Source organism: Microbulbifer mixtoriginis (SeqCode) (assembly GCF_052466865.1).
Genome location: NZ_CP174293.1, coordinates 1,920,942 through 1,944,339, shown reverse-complemented (window position 1 = coordinate 1,944,339; position 23,398 = coordinate 1,920,942). Strand labels below are relative to the sequence as shown.

At 47.6% G+C, this 23,398-nt stretch carries 26 protein-coding genes and 1 tRNA gene; 6 read left to right on the top strand and 21 right to left on the bottom strand.

The features are described from left to right. Positions 1–11: 11 nt before the first annotated feature. Complete coding sequence (locus ACJJJA_RS09040; protein WP_444904364.1) at positions 12–872, bottom strand: HpcH/HpaI aldolase/citrate lyase family protein; 861 nt, start codon at positions 870–872, stop codon at positions 12–14. A gap of 185 nt (positions 873–1,057) precedes the next feature. Between ACJJJA_RS09040 and ACJJJA_RS09035 the strand changes: the two genes are divergently transcribed. Beyond that, positions 1,058–2,266, top strand: a complete 1,209-nt coding sequence (locus ACJJJA_RS09035; protein ID WP_444904363.1) for a CaiB/BaiF CoA transferase family protein — start codon at positions 1,058–1,060, stop codon at positions 2,264–2,266. Between the two features lie 56 nt (positions 2,267–2,322). Here the strand turns inward: ACJJJA_RS09035 and ACJJJA_RS09030 are convergent, their stop codons facing one another. The 8 genes from ACJJJA_RS09030 to ccmA all read right to left on the bottom strand — a co-directional run bounded on the left by ACJJJA_RS09030 (position 2,323) and on the right by ccmA (position 8,352). Further along, entirely contained in the window at positions 2,323–2,916 is a 594-nt protein-coding gene (locus tag ACJJJA_RS09030; protein WP_444904362.1) for an IMPACT family protein, read from the bottom strand. Beyond that, positions 2,879–3,463: a DsbE family thiol:disulfide interchange protein gene (locus ACJJJA_RS09025; RefSeq protein WP_444885463.1), complete on the bottom strand. Its 585-nt coding sequence runs from the start codon at positions 3,461–3,463 to the stop codon at positions 2,879–2,881. The genes ACJJJA_RS09030 and ACJJJA_RS09025 overlap by 38 nt, the downstream gene beginning before the upstream one ends. A gap of 17 nt (positions 3,464–3,480) precedes the next feature. Next, positions 3,481–5,466, bottom strand: a complete 1,986-nt coding sequence (locus ACJJJA_RS09020; RefSeq protein WP_444904361.1) for a heme lyase CcmF/NrfE family subunit — start codon at positions 5,464–5,466, stop codon at positions 3,481–3,483. Further along, positions 5,463–5,912 carry a cytochrome c maturation protein CcmE gene (gene ccmE / locus ACJJJA_RS09015; protein ID WP_252085318.1) on the bottom strand — a complete coding sequence of 150 codons (450 nt, stop codon included), beginning with the start codon at positions 5,910–5,912 and terminating at the stop codon, positions 5,463–5,465. Before ccmE ends, ACJJJA_RS09020 begins: the two co-directional genes overlap by 4 nt. A gap of 82 nt (positions 5,913–5,994) precedes the next feature. After that, entirely contained in the window at positions 5,995–6,219 is a 225-nt protein-coding gene (gene ccmD, locus ACJJJA_RS09010) for a heme exporter protein CcmD (protein WP_252085317.1), read from the bottom strand. Between the two features lies 1 nt (position 6,220). Next, positions 6,221–6,964 (bottom strand): heme ABC transporter permease, encoded by a 744-nt coding sequence (locus ACJJJA_RS09005; protein WP_252085316.1) that lies wholly within the window; start codon positions 6,962–6,964, stop codon positions 6,221–6,223. A 13-nt stretch (positions 6,965–6,977) separates the two neighbouring features. After that, on the bottom strand, positions 6,978–7,691 hold the full coding sequence (gene ccmB / locus ACJJJA_RS09000; protein WP_444885466.1) for a heme exporter protein CcmB: 714 nt from the start codon (positions 7,689–7,691) through the stop codon (positions 6,978–6,980). Next, the gene (gene ccmA / locus ACJJJA_RS08995) at positions 7,678–8,352 is read right to left on the bottom strand and encodes a cytochrome c biogenesis heme-transporting ATPase CcmA (protein ID WP_444904360.1); all 675 of its coding nucleotides are present in this window, start codon (positions 8,350–8,352) and stop codon (positions 7,678–7,680) included. The genes ccmB and ccmA overlap by 14 nt, the downstream gene beginning before the upstream one ends. Positions 8,353–8,665: 313 nt before the next feature. On the opposite strand from ccmA, the gene ACJJJA_RS08990 reads away from it, so the two are divergent. Further along, complete coding sequence (locus ACJJJA_RS08990) at positions 8,666–9,373, top strand: 2OG-Fe(II) oxygenase (RefSeq protein WP_444885468.1); 708 nt, start codon at positions 8,666–8,668, stop codon at positions 9,371–9,373. Between the two features lie 390 nt (positions 9,374–9,763). On the opposite strand, the gene ACJJJA_RS08985 is transcribed toward ACJJJA_RS08990, so the two are convergent. Continuing rightward, positions 9,764–9,946, bottom strand: a complete 183-nt coding sequence (locus tag ACJJJA_RS08985) for a PA3496 family putative envelope integrity protein (RefSeq protein WP_252085312.1) — start codon at positions 9,944–9,946, stop codon at positions 9,764–9,766. Between the two features lie 432 nt (positions 9,947–10,378). Between ACJJJA_RS08985 and ACJJJA_RS08980 the strand changes: the two genes are divergently transcribed. Beyond that, positions 10,379–10,454 (top strand) — tRNA-Arg (locus ACJJJA_RS08980). Between the two features lie 336 nt (positions 10,455–10,790). Here ACJJJA_RS08980 and hdeA read toward each other — a convergent pair. The 4 genes from hdeA to ACJJJA_RS08960 all read right to left on the bottom strand — a co-directional run bounded on the left by hdeA (position 10,791) and on the right by ACJJJA_RS08960 (position 15,296). Then, a complete protein-coding gene (hdeA, locus tag ACJJJA_RS08975) occupies positions 10,791–11,273 on the bottom strand; it encodes an acid-activated periplasmic chaperone HdeA (RefSeq protein ID WP_444885469.1) in 483 nt (160 codons plus the stop codon). 289 nt (positions 11,274–11,562) lie between these two features. Beyond that, the gene (locus ACJJJA_RS08970; RefSeq protein ID WP_444904359.1) at positions 11,563–12,234 is read right to left on the bottom strand and encodes a hypothetical protein; all 672 of its coding nucleotides are present in this window, start codon (positions 12,232–12,234) and stop codon (positions 11,563–11,565) included. Between the two features lie 500 nt (positions 12,235–12,734). Then, positions 12,735–13,169, bottom strand: coding sequence for an HNH endonuclease (locus ACJJJA_RS08965; protein ID WP_444885471.1), 435 nt, complete (start codon positions 13,167–13,169; stop codon positions 12,735–12,737). A 162-nt stretch (positions 13,170–13,331) separates the two neighbouring features. Further along, entirely contained in the window at positions 13,332–15,296 is a 1,965-nt protein-coding gene (locus ACJJJA_RS08960) for an aconitate hydratase (RefSeq protein ID WP_444904358.1), read from the bottom strand. An 839-nt stretch (positions 15,297–16,135) separates the two neighbouring features. On the opposite strand from ACJJJA_RS08960, the gene ACJJJA_RS08955 reads away from it, so the two are divergent. After that, on the top strand, positions 16,136–16,375 hold the full coding sequence (locus ACJJJA_RS08955; RefSeq protein ID WP_444888564.1) for a hypothetical protein: 240 nt from the start codon (positions 16,136–16,138) through the stop codon (positions 16,373–16,375). Positions 16,376–16,686: 311 nt separating this feature from the next. On the opposite strand, the gene ACJJJA_RS08950 is transcribed toward ACJJJA_RS08955, so the two are convergent. Continuing rightward, complete coding sequence (locus ACJJJA_RS08950; RefSeq protein WP_444904357.1) at positions 16,687–16,971, bottom strand: hypothetical protein; 285 nt, start codon at positions 16,969–16,971, stop codon at positions 16,687–16,689. 425 nt (positions 16,972–17,396) lie between these two features. Here ACJJJA_RS08950 and ACJJJA_RS08945 point away from each other — a divergent pair, with 425 nt between their 5' ends. Continuing rightward, on the top strand, positions 17,397–18,077 hold the full coding sequence (locus ACJJJA_RS08945) for a hypothetical protein (protein WP_444888562.1): 681 nt from the start codon (positions 17,397–17,399) through the stop codon (positions 18,075–18,077). Positions 18,078–18,221: 144 nt separating this feature from the next. On the opposite strand, the gene ACJJJA_RS08940 is transcribed toward ACJJJA_RS08945, so the two are convergent. From ACJJJA_RS08940 to ACJJJA_RS08915, 6 genes are all read right to left on the bottom strand, one after another. Continuing rightward, positions 18,222–18,590, bottom strand: a complete 369-nt coding sequence (locus ACJJJA_RS08940) for a 3TM-type holin (RefSeq protein WP_444904356.1) — start codon at positions 18,588–18,590, stop codon at positions 18,222–18,224. 48 nt (positions 18,591–18,638) lie between these two features. After that, the gene (locus ACJJJA_RS08935) at positions 18,639–18,884 is read right to left on the bottom strand and encodes a D-Ala-D-Ala carboxypeptidase family metallohydrolase (RefSeq protein WP_444885477.1); all 246 of its coding nucleotides are present in this window, start codon (positions 18,882–18,884) and stop codon (positions 18,639–18,641) included. A 270-nt stretch (positions 18,885–19,154) separates the two neighbouring features. Next, on the bottom strand, positions 19,155–19,529 hold the full coding sequence (locus ACJJJA_RS08930) for an acyl-CoA thioesterase (RefSeq protein ID WP_444904355.1): 375 nt from the start codon (positions 19,527–19,529) through the stop codon (positions 19,155–19,157). 116 nt (positions 19,530–19,645) lie between these two features. Continuing rightward, a complete protein-coding gene (locus tag ACJJJA_RS08925) occupies positions 19,646–20,134 on the bottom strand; it encodes a metallophosphoesterase (protein WP_444904354.1) in 489 nt (162 codons plus the stop codon). Positions 20,135–20,142: 8 nt separating this feature from the next. Beyond that, entirely contained in the window at positions 20,143–20,493 is a 351-nt protein-coding gene (locus tag ACJJJA_RS08920; RefSeq protein ID WP_444904353.1) for a hypothetical protein, read from the bottom strand. Between the two features lie 140 nt (positions 20,494–20,633). Further along, a complete protein-coding gene (locus ACJJJA_RS08915) occupies positions 20,634–21,776 on the bottom strand; it encodes an aromatic ring-hydroxylating oxygenase subunit alpha (RefSeq protein ID WP_444904352.1) in 1,143 nt (380 codons plus the stop codon). Between the two features lie 115 nt (positions 21,777–21,891). Between ACJJJA_RS08915 and ACJJJA_RS08910 the strand changes: the two genes are divergently transcribed. Then, the gene (locus tag ACJJJA_RS08910; protein ID WP_444885481.1) at positions 21,892–22,473 is read left to right on the top strand and encodes a TetR/AcrR family transcriptional regulator; all 582 of its coding nucleotides are present in this window, start codon (positions 21,892–21,894) and stop codon (positions 22,471–22,473) included. Positions 22,474–23,398: the final 925 nt, after the last annotated feature.

Genomic DNA, 23,398 nt, shown 5'->3' with positions numbered 1-23,398 from the left:
TCCTGCTTGAATTACTGCCTATCTACCAAGGTAACCAATTTTCTCGCCCGTTCTACCACTGGTAGATCCACCATGCGCCCATCAACCACCACTACACCACCGGGGTTCTCTTTAAACGCCTGCACGATTTTTCGCGCTCTTTGCACAGTTTCTTCTGTGGGGGAAAGCCCTTGGTGAACAGGGTCGATTTGCCTTGGATGCAAAACTATTTTTCCACGAAAACCTAATGCGGCTACATTTTGGGTTTCCTGTAACAAACCCTCAAGATCCTCTAGATCCAGATATGGGCCATCCACAGCATCTATATTCGCGTATGCCGCAGCCTGTAGAATACGCCCCCTAGCGTAACGTAAAGATTCCCAGCTTATATCTGCCCCCACTTCTGCACAAAAGTCTGCAAAACCAAAACCAATGGCCAGCACATTATTAGAACTGGCGATATCCAAACTGTTCTGCAGGCCTTTTGCCGATTCAACCAGCGGCAAAAGCCCGATTGATTGCTCAACTGGCGCCAACAAGTCATTAAACCAACTGATTTCTTCGGCAGATTCCACTTTGGGGAGAATTACAATATCTGGTTTTGACCCCATCCCCAACAGTAACAAAACATCTCTTAATCCCGCCTCTGATGACAATTGATTGATACGCAGCGCTCTCAAGGACGATTGAGAGTCTGGAGGTGGAAAAAATTCTGCTACATTCTGTCGCGCCGCATTTTTAAACTTTGGGGCGACGGCGTCCTCTAAATCTACACAAGCTATATCTGCGCCACTCGTGAAGGCTTTTTGATATCTATCCGGTCGACTGGCAGGCACAAATAAAATGCTGCGACAAAGAAAGCTCTTCTTTAAATGCATGGCAGTAGTATTCACTTATTGGACCCATTCCCCGACCGTTCTTGTACCCATGCATAGTAGCAGCCGACCTCCGCCTTAAAATAAAAGGTACATTAGATTTAGCAATAACCTTGCCTATGCAAAGAACCTTCCCGCTATACACTTTTTATCTAACCTAAACTTGCACTCACCAATATAGAAATTACCGGGAATGTCACTCTATGCTCCCCCTGAAAGGCGTACGCGTAGTTGCTGTAGAGCAATATGGTGCCGGTCCTTTTGGCACACTCTATTTGGCCAATTTAGGTGCGGAAATCATCAAGGTGGAAGATGTCTCTCAGGGTGGTGATGTAGGCCGAACAGTTGGCCCTTACTTTGTAAAAGGCGAAGAGGAGGAAAACAAGGATAACACCAGCTTATTTTTCCAAGGGTTTAACCACAATAAAAAAAGCCTGTCACTCAACCTCAAAACCGAGGAGGGACAGCAGATACTGCAAAAACTTATTGCCACTGCCGATGGAGTTAGCTCTAACCTTCGCGGCGATGTCCCAGAAAAGCTAGGCATCACCTACAAAGCCTTAAGAAAAATTAATCCACGAATTGTGTGTGCCCACCTTACGGCCTATGGCAGGAGTGGAAGCAGGGCAACCTGGCCCGGTTATGATTACCCCATGCAAGCAGAGGCGGGATATTTCAAATTAACAGGAGAACCCGACAGCCCCCCTACACGCTGTGGGCTCTCTTTGGTGGACTTATCTACGGGAGTGGCTATGGCTCTAGCCTTGGTATCCGGCATCCTCAGCGCCCGGGAAACGGGTCGCGGCCGCGATATAGATGTCAGTTTATTTGATAACGCGCTGTATAACCTCTGTTACGTCGCCATGTGGCAATTAAATGCCGATCACAATCAACAGAGACCGCCTCGCTCTGCACACTTTTCCCTAACCCCCTGCCAGCTATACACCACCAAAGATGACTGGATTTACTTGATGTGCAATAAGGAAAAATTCTGGGTTGAGCTATGCAATGCCGTAGGGCACTCAGGGCTGTGCCAAGACCCAAGATTTGTTGACTTTAAAGCGCGCTTAAAACACCGCGACAGCCTAACGACAGAGCTGGACGAAATTTTCTCAAAAAAAACTACAAAAGAGTGGCTCAATATACTAACCGGCCGGGTACCTGCAGCTCCCATTTATGATGTAGAGCAAGCCCTGAATAATCCTTTTGTTACGGAAACCGGCAGAATTCGCTCCATGACTAGCGATGCGGGCAACGAGATCAAAATCCTGGCGCCATCAATACACTGTGGAGATGAAACGGTAGAATTCCGGCGAGCTCCACATATGGGGGAAGATAACGAGTCTATCTTACAAGAATTGGGTTACTCAGCCGAAGAGATCGGAAAGTTCGCTAAACAAGGTATCATCTAGCCCAAATAGCTCAGCTTCTACGAGATTATTTAAACACCTCAAGCAAGCTGGAAAAATTAGTCCTGAAACTCAAATGCCTCCGCTAGCAGCAGCTCTCGTAGGGACTGCCATTGATCTTGCGGTAAAGAAATAGACACTGTTACCTTGCTAGCATAATCCGCCTGGCCGCAACTGCCTTGATGACGGGCCACCAGAAAACGCAAGCGAGATTCCTGGGCAAAATCACAGCATACAGAAGCCTGCTGTAACGGCACAAAGCTCTCCAAAGGCATAGCCTGTAAAGCAGCACCCACCGATCCCCGATAGGCACGCATCAGGCCGCCAACCCCTAATTTGGTTCCACCAAAATAGCGGGTCACTATAGCGCCCACATTGCCAACACCCTGCTTGAGGAGCAGCTCCAGCATTGGGCGCCCTGCACTGCCGCCGGGCTCACCATCATCATCGGCTTGCATCATAGTGGGGTTGGCGGGATTGCCGATAATCAACGCCGTGCAGTGATGACTGGCATCCGGGTACTTCTGGCGAATTTGTTTGAGTTGATGCTGAAAGGCCGTTTTATCTGTTACTGGTCCCAACCAACAGATAAAACGGCTTTTCTTCTCTTCAGTCTCACTGACAACGGGAGATGAGGGAATCTGATAGGTCACCGGCAAATGCGTCCCAGTGCTGGCTTTTTAGTTTTTCGTAAAGTGGCTGTAGTTTAGTTTGCCACACCTTATCGTCCACGATGCCAACGTGTTTACAACGGATAGTGCCCTCGGCATCCACCAGGAAGGTTTCTGGAGCACCAAAGACGCCCAGGTCCAGGGCCAGTCGCCCGTCCCTGTCGGCAACGCTAAAGAGATAGGGGTTGTGAAATTTATCCAGCCATTTTATGGCCGCTGAATCATCGTCCTTGAGGTTAACACCAATAATAGGTACGCCCTGCTCTGCAAGGGCGTTGAGGTAGGGGTGCTCAACACGGCAGGCCACACACCAGGTGGCCCAAACATTAAGAAGGTGCGGCCCCTTGGGCAGGTCGCCTTTTTGCATGACTTGCTTGTTATCAGCAACCTTTTCCAGGGAAAACTCTGGCACTGGCTTATTCAGCAATGCCGAAGGCATTTCCTGGGGATTCAAAAACAAACCACGCCAAAACAAAAGCGCCAGGGCCACAAAAATTATCAGGGGTAAAAAGAGTTTTAATCTCGACATTTAATTCTTCCCGAAACTTAGGCCGCCGCCAAATTACCACTGAGAGATGCCTCGCGCGCCGCCTTAGCTTTGCGGTAACGCTTATCCGCCACAGCAATGCCACCACCAATAGCCATTAGCAGGGCACCCAACCAAATCCACACCACAAAGGCCTTGTACTGCAGGCGCACGGCCCAATCCCCACTGGGATTACTGCGGTCCAATGGCTCGCCGAGGGCAACGTAAATATCACGGAATAAGCCAGTATCAATTGCCGCTTCGGTCATCGTGTTGCCGCCAGAGAAATAATTGCGCTTCTGCGGATACAACTCTGCAACAGGCTTACCATTCTTACTAACGTGGATCACGCCCTCGAAAGCACGGTAATTTGGACCTTGTGCCAGGCGTACTCCACCGAAATCAAAGTTGTAGCCAGCCACCTGATGGCTGTCGCCAGCACCCATACGCAAATCTTCTTCCACGCTGTATACGGTCGTTAACACTACCCCCAGCACTGCCACCGCCAAGCCTATATGGGCAAGATGCATCCCGTAGTAACTGGCGCGCTGACGCTTAAGGCCAGCGATAAAAGATTTGGCATTGCGGGTTTTGGAAACGATATCTGCAAGACTCGCGCAAAATACCCAGGCGCCAATAAAGAGGCCGAGTACCGCACCCCAGTGGTAATGGTCAAAGGCCAGAGGCCAAACCAGAGCCACCACCAGGGCTGCTAGGAATGGCAGGCGCCAGGCGCTGAGAAGCTTGTCCCAGCGGCTGTCTTTCCAGTTCGCACGCACCCCCATCCCCAGCAGCAAGCAAAGCACCACCATCAGGGGCACAAAGAACAGGTTGAAGAAGGGAGGGCCAACACTGATTTTGCCCAGATTTAAGGCATCTGCCACCAGCGGATATAAAGTGCCAGTCAGCACCATCGCCATAATCAAGATCAGCAGGATATTGTTACCGAGCAGGAAGGTCTCCAATGAGCGGAAGGAAAATACACTGCGAGCACTCACTGCTGGCGCGCGCAGCGCAAACAACAACAGTGAGATCCCCACAACCACCGCCAGGAATCCGAGGATAAAACTACCGCGCAACGGGTCAGTGGCGAAAGCATGCACAGAAGTAATCACCCCGGAGCGCACCAGGAAGGTGCCCAACAAGCTCAAACTGAATGCAAAAATTGCCAGCAGAATAGTCCAGCTTTTAAACAAGCCGCGCTTTTCCGTGACTGCCAATGAGTGCATTAGTGCGGTGCCCACCAACCAGGGCATCAGCGAGGCATTCTCCACGGGGTCCCAGAACCACCAACCGCCCCAGCCCAATTCGTAATAGGCCCACCAGCTACCCAGAGCGATTCCAAGAGTGAGGAAAGCCCAAGCGACTACCGTCCAGGGTCTGGCCCAACGAGCCCAAACCGCATCCAAATGCCCGCCCAAGAGCGCAGCAATGGCGAAAGCGAAGGCGACAGAGAATCCCACGTAGCCCATATACAATAGAGGCGGATGGAAAATCATCCCTGGATCCTGCAGCAGCGGATTCAGGTCGGAGCCCTCCATCGGCGGGAATGGCAAAGTGCGATCGAAGGGATTAGACGTCAATATAATAAAGAGGAAAAAGCCGATCAGTACCACACCCAGCACTGAGAGCACTCGCGCTAACAGCTCCGGCGGCAACTGGCGGCCAAATAGCGCCACAGCCGCAGCCCAGCCTGCCTGGATCAACAGCCACAGCAGAATAGAGCCCTCGTGACCACCCCATACCGCGGTGACCTTATAGTAAATCGGGAGAATACTGTTGGAGTTCTGCGCTACATAGTTAACGGTGAAGTCGCTCTGGATAAAAGCGACCGTCAGGCAGACATAAGCGATAAAAACAAACGCAAAGACGCCCAAGGCCAGTGGCCTGGCGGCCTCCATCCACAGGGGACGCGCACTATAACTGCCTGCTATTGGCAATATCGAAAGCGCAAGGGACAGTAGCAAGCCGACTATCAGCGCAAAATGGCCCAGTTCAGGGATCATATCTTCGCTCCATCGGTGCAGCCTTCGTGGGAAACCATGCTTTCCGCAACTTCAGGAGGCGTGTAGTTTTCATCGTGCTTGGCTAGTACCTGATCGGCACGCAAGACGCCACTGGGCATCAGCTGCCCGCTAATCACTGCAGCTTCACCTTCTGCAAATAGGTCCGGCAGAATCTTATCGAACACGACCGCCAATTCCGCCTCACCATCGGTAATAACAAACTGAACATCCAGGCTGTCTTCCGCGCGTTGAACACTGCCCGGTACGACACAACCACCGGCGCGGATGCGCTTCTCAAAAGGCACCTCACCTGCGGCAAATGCGCTGGGAGCATAGAAATAATCCATATTTTCTCGCATCGCATAGGTGACAAAACCTACGGCGGCACTGGAAAGGGCGACCAGAACAAGTACCAGGATCAGACGTTGCTTGCGTACGGGATGCATTGTTTAGGTGAACTCCATAAGTTTTTGATCTTATCTGCCCGGCCGCAGTAGCCACCGGGCGAAAAACCCTATCGATTACCAGCTAGGCTGGCTCTTCCATATCTGCCTGCTGCGCCTTAGCCTTGCGCCGGCGCTGTGCAATACGCTGCTGCTTAAGCAACTCCCGCTGTAGACGCCGCCGCGCCAACTGTGGGTAGAGGACTAAGGCTGCGAGGGCCGCAAAAGTAACAGCAAAGGAAATCCACACATAAATGCCGTGGCCATCCATCGCCAGAAAGTCTGCAAAATTGGCAAATTGAAACTGCACTTTACTTCTCCCCAGCTAATTCCTGCTGTACCCATTGGGTTTTCATCTCGCGGCGTAGTATCAACGCGCGAGTATGCATAAGCAGGGTCCAGGCATAGGTACAATAGAAACCGATAATCATTACCAGCAGCGGGTAAAACATACTGGGATCGATACTGCTGGATTCTGTCAAACGGATAGTTGCCGGCTGATGGAGGGTGAACCACCAGTCTACCGACTTGTAAATAATTGGGATATTCACCGTCCCGACCAGGGCTAATAGCGCACTGGCCTTGTCCGCCACCTGCTCGCGACTAACCGCTTGGGACAGCGCCATCACACCGATATAAAGAAACAGCAGGATCAACATCGAGGTAATCCTGGCATCCCAAACCCAGTAGGTGCCCCAGGTGGGCTTTCCCCAGACCGCGCCAGTAAAAAGGGATATAAAGGTGAGTACCGCGCCGATTGGGGCCGCTGCGCGCATCACCGCAAAGGAGAGTTTCATCTTCCAGATAAGGCCTATGGCGCCGCTGATCGCCATAATGTAATAGCCCGCCAGGGCCAGGAAGGCCGCCGGCACATGGATAAAGATAATACGGTAGCTATTGCCCTGCTTGGCATCCTCAGGGGCAAACCCCAGACCCCATACCGAACCCGTCACCAACAAAACAACGCTGGCCAATGCCAGCCAGGGCAACCAGCCACTGGTTTTTTGATAGAACCAACGCGGTGAACCCAAACGGTGAAACCATTGCCAAGCCAAGAAGACCTCCGAATCAATTATCCAGGCTGATACGTATTGCCCCCGCTGCCGCCAGTGGTGCCAGGGCTGCGGCAGCAGCCAACAGTGCGGCCAGAATCGCCAGCTGCGCGCTGTAGGCATAGCCATCTATTGCCGCCTGCACCGCGCCGGTGCCGAAGATTAGCACGGGCACATAGAGTGGCATAACAATTAACGCCAGCAACAACCCGGGGCGGCGCAGAGCCACAGTGAGCGCCGCACCTATGGCGCCGATCAGGCTGAGGCTTGCGGTCCCCAGAAACAGCGACACGAACAAACACAAATACCCTTCAGAGGGCAAATTCAACATCAACGCCAGGAGCGGAGATAAAAGTGCCAGTGGCAGGCCCGTTGCGACCCAATGCACCAGGGATTTAGCCAATACGGCAAAATACAGGGGCTGGGGCAACAGTGCTAACTGCTCCAAAGTGCCATCTTCAAAGTCCCCACGGAACAAACTCTCTTGAGAGAGCATGGTGGCAAGTAGCGCCATCACCCAAATCATTCCCGGCGCCATTTTCGCCAACAGTTCAGGCTCTGGTCCCACTCCCAATGGTAAGAGGGCGAGAACCGTTACAAAAAATAATAGTGGGTTGGCAATATCTGCTCGCTTGCGCAATGCCAGGAGCATTTCAATTTTAAAGAGCGCCACAAAACCTGGGGTAGCGCGTACTCCAACGGACTGTAATTGGACATCAGTTAAAGACATGCTCTCCCCCCATATCGTTAAAAGATTCCTCAACTGCATAGTCAGACAAATCGACAAAGTCCAAGCCAGGCAGGTTGAGAGGCTGGTGGGAGGTCAGAAGGAGAGAGCCGCCACATGCAAGATGGTCAGCCATTTGTTTTTCCAATGCCGCAACACCGGCGACATCCAGAGCGGTCAGAGGCTCATCGAGAATCCACAGGCAGGGCGACAGGGGAAGAAAGAGTCGCGCCAGCGCCACTCGGCGGTTCTGGCCCGCCGATAAGCTGCTGCAAAGAGCACCCTCAAAGCCGAATAGATCAACCCTGTCCAGAGCCTCCATCGCCGAAGTCTCTGTAGCCCCATACCAAGTAAGGTTTTCCAGAGGAGTAAGACCTCCCCGAACCCCACCGCGGTGGCCGATATACAAAAGGGACTCACGCATAGCGCGCAGTCCTTTGGGAAAGGGGCTATTGCGCCAGAGAATCTCCCCATTGAAATCACTGGTGCTGCCGATCAAGGTACGTAACAGTGTGGTCTTACCGGCACCATTACTTCCCTTGATCTGGATTGCCCCGCCGGCATCCAGCGAGAAATCAAGACCCTCAAACAAGCGCCGGCCATCTCGCTCACAGGCGAGATCGCGCACTTGCAATACAGCTGGGGACTTGGGAGTCACAGACATTGCTTGGATAAAACCGCTCTGACGAAAATCTGAACGGCATTATACCGGCACTTGTGCTAATTGCATGATATTCAACACCCCTGACCTCATTAACTTGATCTCAAACAAGAATCTTTAGGAATTCAGCGGGTTTTTATACGCCAGTATTGGCCCCGCACCCAAGCTCTGATATTTTCCTGAGGGTTGTGAGTTGGTACCCAGTACCACCCTCATAGGGATTCGAGGGAGACTCAGCAGTCAACATCAACAGAAACTTTTGATGTAACCCGGTGCTGAATAGAGGCACCGGACCAGCCTGTAAGGACGCACAATAATGACTAGCCTTGCTGTGGATACCCGTCGCTGGCTCGATACCAGCGCCATAAGCGGTGACGATATCCTTCTCAATCGCCAACCCTTCCCATTTTTTGTTGCCCGTGATGTTTTAACCAAGGAGATGATGCCCTCCTTCCTGAAGGACTTTCCACACCTAAAGGGGGCCGGTTACCTCCCCTACGAGAAGCATGAATGTGGAGATTCCATCAATACCCTGATTGAGGAATTTACCCATCCAGAATTCGCCGATACGATCGGGAATAATCTAGGAATAGAAAAACTCTCCCAGTATCCAACCTATGTATCTATCAGCCGCACCCTGAAAAAGCGTCACGGCAGAATTCACACCGATGGCAAATCGAAAATTGCCACGGCCTTACTCTACCTCAATCCTGAGTGGACACTGGATGGCAACGGCTGCTTGCGCTTTCTAAAGCGCATTGACGACTTCGAAGATACCGTCGCCCCAGAAGTTCCCCCTTCTTACGGAACACTTGCTGCTTTTAAGCGCGCCGAGAATTCCTTCCATGGCCACCTCCCCTTTGAGGGACAGCGCCTGGTTATTCAAGTTGCCTGGCTGGTAAGCGCTGCCGATAAAGAACGCAAGGCCAAGCGAGGAAAGTTTTCTTACAAACTCAAGCAGTTGATGGGCTGGTTTGGCGGCAAGAAAAAAGAAGACAAGGAAGATACGGTTACACAAATGTAAATTGTTCTGGCCATTCATGTTTCACAGAGGGTTCTGGCCTATGGCCGGCACCCTCTCCCTACCCAACTCAAAAATTAATTCCCATTTTAAAAATCAACACCAGAGATGGTTGAGAAATACCAAAAACCCTCAGCGTAAGGCTCAATGACAGGTTGTTGGCCGCTTGATTTTTATCAATTGAAATAGACGAAAGAAGATAGGCGAGATACTTATTACGTAGATCCAGCTGGCTTCGATTAGCTGGTACTAATGCAAACCAAGCATTAACAAGAAAGAGTGCAAAGGCGAAAAATTTAATTGTGCGGTGAACCCTGTTAACGCTCTTATATCACCTACATCAACTCGGCAGGCACCGCACTATCCTAAGACTATTGGTTAATTGTTTTTTAACTAGGCATCAAAGTCGTAATCCATTAATTCTCGACTTAAGCGTCTTTCCTCCAGTTTATCCTCAACCATGCGACGAGCATCCCGTGGCGGCTGAGATGTAGCTTGCCTTAGTACTTCATTTGCAATTTGTGGAATATCCACATCATCAAAAACCATGTGCTTTTCGTTTACGTTAACACCCATACGAAACTCCATAATCTTGATCCGTGAAAGCAGAAACATCCTTATCGCACTTTACGGTGCATTGGCAGATTAGCGATGCCAAACAATCCTGGTCAAGCAGAAATTTACAAGACAACTATGACAGGTTTACTGCAGAATATTTTAAAATTTCGTCATGCAAAATCATCCGCGAATTAACCCATTAAATGTTACAAAGCTAACAAGATAAGTTGAGAAAATTACCAAGAATTGCCGAAAGTGAAAGAGAAGAGATACGGCGGGAAGTGCAGTAACCCTGTCGCCATCATGTTACTTCAAGTGACAAGGTTCAAATTTTTAGCGGTTTCTGGAAAAGTAAGGGGACACTCTCAGATAGACAGAGAAGATAAACACGACATGACATTTGTCCTCGTAGCAGATAGAATGGCCGCCCTTCGCAACCAACTGCGATCTGCCCCCGTCGGTTAACAGGATAAACCACGGACCTCCTAAGTCCGGACTGGTGGTTCGAGTCCACCCGGGGGCGCCATTAATCACTCCCCCGCAACGCATCAGCTTTACTTCAGCACTTCTGTCAGCTTATGAAACCAGTGCTTTAGCTGAATGCATAAAAAGCGCCAGAAAAAGCCCCGCCAGAAGAAGGCCACCCCAAAACATCCTAGCAGAGCGGTTTATATTCCTGCCTCGCTTCGCCTCTTCCCTCGCCGTCTTCGTCATAACTCAACTCCCTTTGTTACGCACTATCGGGCAACAATAGCAGCTCCTCCTTAAAACAGCACGCTTAGAGGCCTCCCCAAGCCCCTCTCCCAAACAAGCAGAGCCCGGGCTGAGCCGGGCTTGTATCACCTTAGTTAGCTGATAGGCGCTACTGTTTCTGCTTTTGCTTCTGCATATTATTGTTACCGCTGCCATCATTAGTGCCATTGGGGGTTGTGCCTGGATTCGTAGTGCCATTCGGGCTGGTACCTGTATTATTAGTACCGCTACCACCCTGCATATTCATCATCTTATTATCAGACTTGTCCTTGCCGTGATGACGCCCCATTTTATGCCATTCATCCTTAAACTTGGCCCAAAAAGACTCCTTCGGCGCCTTGGTACAAGCCGTAATAATCATCGGTGTCACCTTTTCAGTGCCATCGATATCCAACATATCACCCTCTTCCTTACCACGCTTTGAGTAAGCTGAAGCCCAGTACACCGCCTTTGGCTTAAATTCATCGTCAATAGCCAGGAAGTCGGCACAGGTCCAGTCCTTTGCTGGCTTCTTGGGGTGTTTGTCTGCCAGGGCAGCAGAAGCAGCAAGACTGGCAATTACCAAGGGAAGGATGTAATGCGTGCTTTTCACAATAAAATCTCCAAGGTTTTCAGGGGCATTACCCCGTGAATTGACAGCAGGTAATATGCAATCCGCTCGCTTCCCAGGAGCTAACCAAGCCGATACCGGCTGGTCACTTTGGGCTGTGCGCAATATAGCGAGTTACTACCTTACAGGCCTCACTCCAGCTCCATGACAGCGGAAACACTAGCCAAGGCACCTCGTGAAAGACTACCTGACCCAATGAAAGGATAGACGCTTTTTTCATTTTTTGGCGTGCCATTCAAAAAACCGTCGGAAAATTCTCTTGATCTCTCAGCTACCTATTAACTATCTCTGCTCCCTCCCAATCATTTCCCTCTTGCTCTTTCCCAAGCAGGGAAATTCCAATCCAGATAAACCAGACGATCTGACTTACGCCAAATATTTCCTTAAAAATTTCCTCTGGATAAATAGTGGCAACACCTGCAGTACCAACGAGAAGGCCAACTAGATTCAGGTATCTTGAAAACACTCCCGCTCGCAAAGCGACTGAACTTATTATGAGTACCCAGAGGCCCCCCACTAACTCATTGCCCCCCCCCAGGCTTTCAACCATCAGGTAAATCACACCCCAAGCTTCAAAGGCCTTATCCGGACTGAGCTCCATCAATCCAATGGCATAGGCAAGCCCAATATTGGCAATCATACCGCTAGCAATCACCAATCCCACCCAGATTGCCCCAAACAGCGACGCCAAAATGGTGAGTCCAGCATTTTTATTTTTTAACTCTTCATATAAACCTACTACCAAACACCCCAACAAAACAGCAAAGACTAAATACATCAATGTGTATACAATATTAAAAAGTAATTGGCTTTCCTCCAAAAACCTCATCTTTTCAGCAGGGCTTCCGGCGGACGGGAAAGCCCAAAATAAACCAAAAAATATAAAAGCAGCGATATAGATTAGCCCCATACCTATGGCCGAAACTCCTGCAATTCCTTTCATGCCCCCTCCTCTAACTAAAAACTGATTTAAGGAATTACTTTACCAATTTATGATCCCTAACGGACCAAGAATATCTTCAATTATGCAGCCTTCAATAACCACTACCACAATCCCCAACGCACTAGAAGTTCAAGTGATCGCAGAACCTAGCCTTTTAGCCAAAGGTAGAAGGTGTCCCTTATCACTAGGCTGACATTAATGTCAGAATTCTTGGAGAACCACAAAGGGGCTTTTATTGATAGCCGTAATACCACTCGGATACAGCTACCAGCTACCAGCTACCAGCTACCAGCTACCAGCTACCAGCTACCAGCAAAAAAATAGCCAACCGAGAGAGTAAATGGGATATTGGAAATTTAAAAATAAGAAAGGGGTTCTATAGCAAAACAAGCAACCTTGAAGCAATATAATTTGATTACAAATTATCACACGCAACATAAGAAATTATTTCATAGCAAGCCAGCAAAAAGTGGCTTGCTATGAAGGATACCTCTCAATTTTTACTGAGCGAGCCTGTACTTTCTGGCAATAGCCCTGAACTGCTGCATATAAATGGTTCGAGCGGGCTGATAAGGAGGTAACCACTCATCAGGCCCTCGGCCATTCCGGATCAGGCCATGCCCTTTGCCAACCAACCAGGTGTTGGCCGGGTCTTCAGCAAAGACCCTACGTTGATTACTACTCCAGCCCCTACCGCCATGACGAAGAGCCCACGACTCAGGAACAACTGGCTCAACATCCAGATCGGAAGCCTGTTGGATAAACTTGCCGCTATAGGGATCCATCCACAAACCAGAGACCACCTTGCAGCCATCTCCTCCGCCCAGCCTGACTGGAGCCAGGGAAAGGCGGACTAACAACTTATGCCGATTGCTTTCACAATCCTCTGAGGCCTCCCCTTCTTTAGGCCCCACCAAATCGGATGGCGATTGCAATGTACCCTCATTGCAACCAACAATTACAAATATCAATACCATGCACATAAGACGTAAAAACATCAAAAAAACCCGAAAAAGCAACAACACTTCTAAACGTTTATTCTAATATGTATACAAGTTTCTGATAAGCCAACCCTCCAACAAAACCTAAAGTTGCAGTTAAAATATTCCACCACCCTCCATTACCCCACCCAAAACACCCTTGATGTAGTTAATCCTTCCACCAAACTTAATTACCTCAACTTCCCTCTCAGATAAGTCATTCCTTAACCATATCGTTTTATTCCGGCTAAGGTTCTTAAGCTCCAAATACGTATTGTCACCAGTGAGACTCGCAAGATCAAAAAACTGAAGCCTATCCCCCTCACCAAAAAACTGATAATCACTCTCATTTCCCATGGTCAATATCAATACTCCGTGATCAATAAGGTTTTTCCTATAGGGCAAAGTAACACTTTTAGCGATAACGCAACGAACACCTAAATAGCGCAAAGTAATTGCCGCATGTTCTCGTCCAGATCCGTACCCCAAATTGTGCCCCGCCACAAGAAATAGATCCTCTTCAATTCCTCTCGCTCGCTCATAAAAGGAATTATCAATTCTGGAAAAGGTATGGCGACTCAATTCTGGGATATTTGACCACATTGGCAATACCTCAGCACCAGCGGGAATAATGTCATCCGTAGTGACATTATCCTCTACTTTCAAAATAACCGGCCCATCAATCACGCTAAGCATCTTCTCCATAACTGGCAGCTTTTTAATGTTAGGCCCTTTTTTTAACTCCACTTTTACAGGAATTTCTTGCGGGGCCCCCATCAGCGGCCGCATATCCAACAAGGTTTCCGGCTCTTCATAAACGGGATATTCCATATCCATTTCTCTTGGGTCTGTAATTTTCCCAGTGAGCGCACTTACAGTAGCGGTTTCTGGGCTGCACAAATAAACCTGGTCCTCTTTGGTTCCTGAGCGGCCAGGGAAGTTGCGCGGTACCGTTCTGAGGCTATTATGGCCACTCGCCGGGGCCTGCCCCATCCCAATACAACCACCACAACCGGTATCATGTAAGCTAGCACCCGCCCCTATTAACCTCTCGAGATCACCGCTCTGGATCAGACCATGTAACACTTGGCGCGAGGAGGGGTTTATATCGAAAGACATATTATCTGGCACATGGCGACCACTCACTATTAATGCCGGTATAGAGAAGTCACGTAATCCGGGGTTTGCAGAAGACCCAATATAGCTCTGGGAGACTGGTCTGCCGCTAACTTCTTTAACTTTCACCACCTTATCTGGTCGCGAAGGGCAAGCAATCATTGGCTCAAGCTCGGATAGATTAATAAAGGCCTCTTCATCATAAGTAGCACCTTCATCAGCGCTCAGCTCCGTAAAATCTTCCTCTCTAGACTGCTGGCGAAGAAAAAACCTAACCTGATCATCAGCCGGGAAAACACTGGTTATAGCCCCCATCTCATGCCCCATATTGGCAATAACATGCCGATCCATAGCAGTTAGGTTTTTTAATCCGGGTCCGTGATATTCAACAATCTTATTCCAACAGCCACTAGCGGTGTATCTACGTAAAAGCTCCAAAATAATATCTTTTGCACTTACCCATGACTGCAGATTACCCTCCAAATACACCCCTAAAACTTTCGGCATGACCAAGGTGAGTGGACACCCTATCATCGCCAAAGCAATCTCAATTCCCCCTGCGCCCATTGCCAGCATGGAAAGTGAACCTGCAGCACAGGTATGACTATCAGCTCCAAGCATTGTTTTGCCAGGAATTCCAAAACAAGACATATGTACAGGGTGACTAATTCCGTTTCCGGGGCGCGAATACCAAAGTCCAAATTTTCGACAGGCGCTCTCCAGGAAAACATGATCATCCCCATTTCTGTGGTCTGCCTTTAGAAGGTTATGATCTACATACTGCGCACAAAGCTCAGCTTTTACAGATCTAGCCCCCAGAGCCTCAAGCTCTAACATGACCAATGTACCCGTGGCATCCTCACTGAGAACCTGATCAATTTTGAGCTGCAAAACCTCCCCTGGAACCATTTTTCCACTAATCAAATGACTCTCAATCAACTTTTCAGCAAGATTTAACCTGCTCAAACCACTACCCGCTTCCGAGAAGACTAATTGGAAATAACAAAAGTACTCTAATTAGATATTAATCTGCTTGAATAGAAATTAGCAGTTCTGGATAAAATTAAGTAAAAGGCGAGCCTCTAATGATATTTAAAAGATAAGCCATGTGAAATTTTTTAAATTCAAATTACAAATATAACAACCCATTCAGCGGCTATTATCTAGAACCAGAATCCAATAAATGGGCATTACAAGCACAAAATAATTTACAGCTTCACCCAATCAAAACAATCAGTATTCATCAACGAAATCAGAAATAGAAAACCATTGCAATACCGTACTTAAATATTTAAAACCATAAAATTATAAAAAAAGTCTCAACAAACCTCCACTTCCTAACTTAAGAAAAAGATCATTATTCTATTTAACCTTAAGAAGAAGGCTTATAAAGAACCAAACCCCAAGAAGAACAAGCGTTCAACTACTGGCCAACAATCAGTTTGAAAGAGCCTGAAAATCAATGTTATAAAAAAACTTTATATAGGCTTACCAGCCGGCCAGTAAAGGGCAAAAAGAAAGTATCCAACACAATCTCGGCATCCAAATCAAAAGCCAAGTGCAACCCCTACATCCTCATCGAACATACAACCACTATTGCATACTTAACCATACACAAGACATTCCTCTAACAGAAGTAGATTGCCGTTTATCCAGCCACGTAATGGTATCTGGATACACTTCTGCTACTATTGGCTGGAATAGTACAAAACTATCATTTGATGATCATAAGAAACTTCTTTACCCTAGATTTCCACACACATTTAACCAGTGTCTCAATTTTTAACTTAACGAGGATTTTAATATTGAAATATTTGCAGCTTACTAGCTTTACTCTGATGCTACTTTTAATGGGATGTTCATCAGAAAATTCTGGAGATCCTAGCCCTGGTGTAGGCTCAGATAAGGATAAGCATGGATGTATAGCTTCAGCTGGCTACCTTTGGTGCGCAAAAACAAACGCGTGTGAACGCCCATGGGAGCTGGCAGAAAAAGCTGGTTTTCCAAACACCTCAGATGATTTTGAAGAGTATTGTGGTAAGTAAGAGTGACAGTAAAATATGCGCTGACCCTCAATGCCACGCCAAGACTTATTTCTTTAATCCCTCAAGCTACCAACCAAGACAAATACCTCTGCTGAGGTAAGCAGGTGAGGTAACAAACCTGCTGTAGCCTCTACATCTATTGGGAGTTTCACACTCACAGGAATCGGCTTGTACTATTTGCCAGCCTGCCCATTCTGGAACTGAGCCACCCAATGAATGATTGTGAGGCCAGACTAAACAAGCTGTAGCGTCTGGAGGGTAGCACTCTGTATATTCCTGAATGATAGAATTGCCGTTGTACTGCATGTTCTTTACGGTCTCATAGCTATAGTTCGAAAGAGGCTCTCCGCTAAGTTGGCATCAGCTAAATTCTTACCCTTTTTTGACTCAAAAAGTTCGGGATGCTTATTCTTCCAATTGTTGATTGTTTGCTGTGTTGCCTCAAAGAATTCGCCTAGCTCTTTGTCAGCCAAAACCAACTCACTGAGCTTTGTGGCCTGCTCAATCAACCGCTCCAGCTTGCTATCAATGCGCTGGAGCCTGGTTTGAATGTCGCCCTTAAACTCGACTATGTGTTTTTGCCCCAGAACGTGCATAGCTGATTCATGCTGAATTGCCTGGGTGTTGGCGGTTATCCCTTTCTCAACATCAGAACCCTATATGAAAAAACCAGCCACCAATAAGATAATGCTGGCAATTTGGGTAATAGATATGCTTTTGCTAAGATGCCAACATTCTGCTGCTTGGGTCATAGGCTTTACCAAGCAGAATTAATTTTCTACGAAATTTGATTGATAGAAGGTATGCTTTGAGAGCAAAAGGGGCTTCGATTACAGGTCTTTGGTACCCATATTTCGACAGCCCTCGCTTTAAAAAAAGTCCAAAATCTAAAAATTCATGTCCAAAACTTAAAACCAGCCAAGCGATATCCAAGTAGATTGTTCATGTTAGAGCAAGGTTATTTAGTTAGTATAAAAGTCTACTCATGCCACCTAGTGGTGCTTTTACAAGGAGAATCACTATGCCATTCGCTGAACCATGGAGAAGATACTGTTCTGGAGACTTTTTTTATGGGTTTTCGGGAAGTAGAGCGAGGCTAATTCAACAGCTAACGCAAAGAACCATGCAGGATTTTGCCAGCAAAAACACGGTCGCATGGCTTGATCAATTACTAACCGGCACTGCTGTACACGATTGTAATTACTTAAATGAAGACTTTAATAATTTCTGTCGTAGTAAAGAGAAATATAAATGTGTTGTATCAGATGATTCCAGTACAGAGCCACCCCAAACAGGGGAGGAATCTGAAGACAACAAAAGGTTCAGAAGAAAGAGTAAAGCTGGAATCGAGTTCTTAGTAAAACACCATCACTTCATACATTTTGCAATAGACTATGATATGGATTGGAATGCCGTAATTACCAAACCAGGACAAGGTGAAGGTTTAGTAGAAGCAAAATTTCCATTTGAAAGAAAAACAATGTATCAGTATGACTTCGGTAATGGTTTAAAAAACCGTGTAATTACATATGCAGAAATTAGATTTATCTATAGAAACAGGAATGACACAGATTTCATGAAACGAATACAGTTTTGGTATCAAGATGCCGCTAACTCTGATAGCGCGTTCAGTCCTGAAGCCCCTCCTTGGGAAAGATACCCTGAAATCTGGGAAAACTATAAACCAAAAAGTGAAGCTTGATTAACTGACAACCCTTAAAAATTACTATCTATAGTTTGTCCGTCTGAACACCATGCGTTTTATCATATGAACGCATGGCACCCATTCCGAGCATGGCCGCTATCATCGAGAACGGCGCACCAGTTTCCAGCACTAGCGGTGGAGTCACCCCTGTAAGTATTGAACCCTTAGCACTGTAGTGGGCCCAGACCCAACATAGCAATGGATATAAAACAAACTGATAAGCGAAAGCCAAACCCCAACCCATCCAATCCAGAGACGCCAGCCAGCGACAAATATGCTTTTATGCTGAGCTTCGGCTTTGTTGACCTCCAGCTGTCCGAGAAGCAATTGAATTTGAGTATTTAGCTCTACCAAGCTGCCCCTTTGCTTGAGTTCCTCCAGCTTCTGTACTTCCCCAGCACATTTAACCGGGTCAGGCCAACTGCGCTCAATAGCCATTGTGCCTGCATCAAAAATTGCTGTTAGTGGATCGTAACTCCACTCTGTAAGGCTGGTGCGCTCGCCTGGCATAGATTCAAGGTCATCCAGGTGAAGGAATCGCCCTTTGAATACCCCCTTCTACTTTAACCCTATACCTGTGAAGTCTTCCTGTTGGGCTATTTGGATTAACCAGCAGGCTCTTCCTAAAGCCACCTGCACATCGACAGCCTGCCCGGCAGCATGAGTCATGGTGGCATTAACACGGGCGTTGTGTGCGGGGCAGCAGCAACCGGAATTAATGACTATTGGCTTGCCATGGCACTCCCTGACTTTAATCAGGCGATTGAGCGTTTCATCTTGAAATGGTTTTTGCCACAACAACAACAGGCGAACTCCGGCTCTGTGAAGTAGTTTTTTGGGGACATTGGCAGCCTCAAATTTTAGGCATAAAAAAACCGGCTGGGGGGCCGGCTTAAGAAAGGATGAACGGTCGCTGCATGAAAACCAGAGCAGCTATGGGTATAGTAACCCCCGCCAACATACACTGTCAATATATACAACTGTATATATACACAGCCATATGCACTGACTTAAGTTTCAACTCGCCAAACTGGAACAAAAAACCCCGCATTCAGGGAATTTCTGGACATTTAGCTAAGGAATTTCGTACTTATCCCAGTATGGGGCTTCTATATAGCTCTGACAAAGGGAGTGAGCGGTAAAAGCCAGTACCCCACCCTCTAAAAACGCCTCCAGCTGGAAACTAAAAGAGTGATTACCAATATCTGAAACAGAAACCTGGATGTCTAGCTCCTGATCCCAGGTCACGGGGGTCAGAAACTCCAGATTGAATGCTCTCACTGGCGTCATAAAACCCAGCTGTTTCATTTTAGAAATAGCTGGCCCTTCAAGGAGTACTGCCATAGCATCATGAGTTGCCTCCAGAGCAAAGTCGGAATATCTTGGGGTATATACAATACCTGCGGGATCGCAATCGCCGAACAACACCTTGCGTTTAACGGTAATCATTTAACCAGTCCTTTAATTCTTATGCAGCGCAACGATTGTATGGCAAGGCATCGACTCTATTCCCGCCAAATAAGATAACAAAATCCATCAGGCTTTAGGCGGTATTTACTCGATATTTAACCACTAGTTATCGACAAAAGAGTCACTTCCGGTGGAACCAGGAATCGCACGGGAAAAATACTCGTCCCTACTCCTGGGCTTACATACAGATTTTTACCATCTTCATCGATGTGACCAATCGCATATCGCTGCCCGTAATGAGAGGGAACTATCGGGCGCCCAATAAATGGCAGGTAAACCTGTCCTCCGTGGGTATGCCCAGCAATAGTCAGTGAGATATGCTTCGGTAATTCGGGAAATATATCGGGATTGTGCGTGAAAGCCAAAATGCTCTCAGAACTATCAATGCCATCCATCGCTTGTGCAATATCATGCGGCCCCTCCCAAAAATCACTGATCCCCACCAGGCGTAATTTACAAGCGCCACTATTCAGCTTTGCTGATCGGTCTTCGAGTACCGTAATCCCTCGATCAGCGAATGCCTTCTCTACCCGCTTGGCATCAAGCCACCAGTCGTGATTTCCCAACACTGCGAAAACGCCCATGGGCGCTTTCAACTCCTCCAGTATCTCGGCAACCTCTTCGGTAAAACAAAAGAGCCACCTGCAACACCTTGAATAACAAAATCACCTGGTAACAAAATCAAATCAGGCAAACTCGCATTTACTTCATCAACTAACCACCGAAGGCTATCGGTCCCTTTATACGGGGGAAGGTTTCGGGAGCCCACATGTAAATCTGCAAGGATGGCCACCTTCTTGTTATTACAGGCTTCTGGCCAGGAGCCGATCGTTATCGCCTGCTCTCGGATTCTGAAACTATTTGGCTCCGCAAAGAAAGCCCATATAGCGATGATTAGTCCAATAATAAAAAGTATCGCGGAAATGATACGACGTTTTCTCAAGAAATATACTCACTCAATTACCCAAACCTGGAACACTTCAGGCTACAGTAAAGTATCAACTATTTAGGGATACTCTGAAAAACCAGCCTTTATGGCTGTAAAACCAGACAATACACTCTCTGAAACGCTATATGGCCCTACTATTTCTCCGTTAACAGATCATCAATAAAATCATTCATCCGTTTTAGGGCCCATTCGTTCCTGCCGTAATTGATACGCTCCAGCGCACCGTTATTCATGGAGCATTGAACACCCTCTCCTAGCTCAAAGTCCTCATTCAACACCGCTACAGTAATATCATGGTTACGCTGCCAATGATCCCGCATGGTATCCCGCAACTCAGTCGGAACCAGTGTGGTAATATCGATGGCCGTTTTATCAACGGCCAGGGGCCTGAACTGCACCCAGTCAATATGCTGATGCTGAATCAGCAAGGCCGAGGTAGGAAACAATGAATACAGAGTATGACTGCATTCTCGCAGGGATTGTTGTTCGACAGGTTTCTCCACCACCGTAGCTAAAGCCTTGGTCGGCATTACCACCCGTAGATGAGGCCCCAGGACATCGATGACCGCAGTGTTGTTATAAAAATAAGGGCCAATACTCTCGCGGTGGGCATAGGAAAAATGGTAGGTTTCAATACCGCCTTCTGCCACTATTTTCCAGTTCGTGTTCCAAACCTTGCGATGTTGCGCAAACACAGAGAGCTGATCTAGCTGCAAGGCCGCTAGCGGCTGCGACACACCCTCCAGAGCTTCATCCAAGTCTGGAGCCGAAGCCCCATCAGGGCAAAGCCAAATGAACCCATGCTTTTCTTTAACAGGCAGTTCAAGCAGGCCATTGTCTGACTTATCAAGATCAGGAAAGCACTGCTGCTTACCAGGAACCGAGGCCAACCCGCCATCTGTAGTATATGACCAGGCATGATAGGGACAATTAATGCGTTTTGCCTGCCGGCTTTCTCCCTCCGCTAGTAGTGTGGCACCGCGATGACGACAGCTGTTGTGGAAGGCATGCCATTGGCCTGAAGCATCGCGACTGACAATCAAAGAGCCGAGTGGCGTCTCGACCGCTTTGAGGCTATTCGCTTCAATCAGTTCAGAAGTATGCACCAGAGGCCATGGCCAACGACGGTGAATCTGCGCCATCTCAAGTTCGAACACCTCTTTACTGCGGTATCGCCGTGTATCAGCGCTGGCCGTCTCATCCGCCAGGGTTGTCGTTTTATCTTGTATCAGTCCCCAGCATTGCTGGATAAGATCGAGCTCTGTTTGTCTGTCCATAATCTCCATCCCTTGCGTTATGGCAATCAAAACCTACCAACCGGTAAGTTTATTGACAGGCTACCTACCAATAGGTAAGGTGTCAAGCTGTCAACCCAGCCCATATTGAAGCTCAATGAAGACACGAGAAAAGTTACTGCTCAAGGCCGAAATTCTCTTTTCTGAGAGAGGTTTTTACGGAACCAGCATCAATGATGTCGCCGCAGAACTGACTATGAGCAAACAAGGGCTGCTGCACCACTTCCCCAGCAAAGAAAAACTCTATGCTGCGGTACTTGAATCCGCTGCTACCTATCTGGTTGAGAACCTGGACCCCAATATTGAGCATGAGCTAGCTCCCAGAGAACAGCTGTTGAAATTATTAAACGTACTGGCAGCACCCGACAAAAGAACCCACCGCGTTATTCTTCTTCTGATGCGAGAGCTGTTAGATAATAAAGAGCGCTCTGAACACGCCCATCAGTGGTTTCTAAAACCAGTTCTCGATCATCTAGAAGGACTGGTGAAAGCGGACCAGAAACTGGGACACTTTCAAGATATAAAGCCGCTTGCCTTTATCTACCAATTACTAGGGGCCGTTCAATATTTTTTGATATCTGAACCCACTTTGAAAAAGCTCTACCCTGCAAAAACCTTCAAGATGCTGAAAAAGCAGCACTTGATCGAACTGGAAAGATTGATCACGAGCGCTTACTAATGACGACAAAAGGCTATACTGCCTCTATGTAGGGTAAGGGCAAGAGAAGCAGCAGCCTATGCTAGGCGGTAACGCTGAGCTTCCCTCATTGCGATAACATTCTGAAGCGCTATCAGCATCTGATTGATAAGGGCTTATTTCCATCATCTAGACGTATGCAGAACTTTGCACCTTCTAAACCTGTAGAAATCGATATCATCAAAGAAAAGCTCATCTATTCGCTGGGTAAATTTGTGATTAACTGGAAAGGTCTTATTGCCCTTAACTCCACCTCATGACTAGCTTAATATCACCGTCCTCCCTATAAAAAATCAGGAGCATCTTAGGGAATTTTAATATAAGAGATCTTAGCCATGAATCTCAGTAGATTAGTTTGCCGAAAATTTAACCCTTCAAACTTGGGAATCTGTTTTAGCACAGAATTCGAGATCGCTAAGCACACGCATGACTTCACAGTTGCCTGCAGCTTCCAGGTCGATACATTGATTTCGTAATTACTTCAAACTTTATCGAAGTTGTACCTGCAGACCCATTTGATCCTCAATATGGGGGATATGTTCATCAACCAGCTTATTGATTTCCAGGCGGTTCTCAATTGGCTGCACTTTGAGTTCGAACAGATGTCGAGTATCTTCCTATAGTATGCCCAATGAACGGCAGTGGCGAATGCAGTGTAATTACTCTAAATGAGCTCCAGAATAAAGTTATAAATTATCTCTGGTCCGCACAAGTTCCGGCAACGAGTCCACCTGATCGTAGTAACGCACAGTCTCCACTTCGTAAGCGATCTTACCAGATCGTAGGTGAGAGTTGTATTTAGAGTACTGGGATAGCACCGCTGAATGCCTGGTCATGGAAGGCTTAAAGGGTTGCGCCATCAACAGATAAATATGACTACTCAACAGACGTCCGCCTTCTTGCGGGC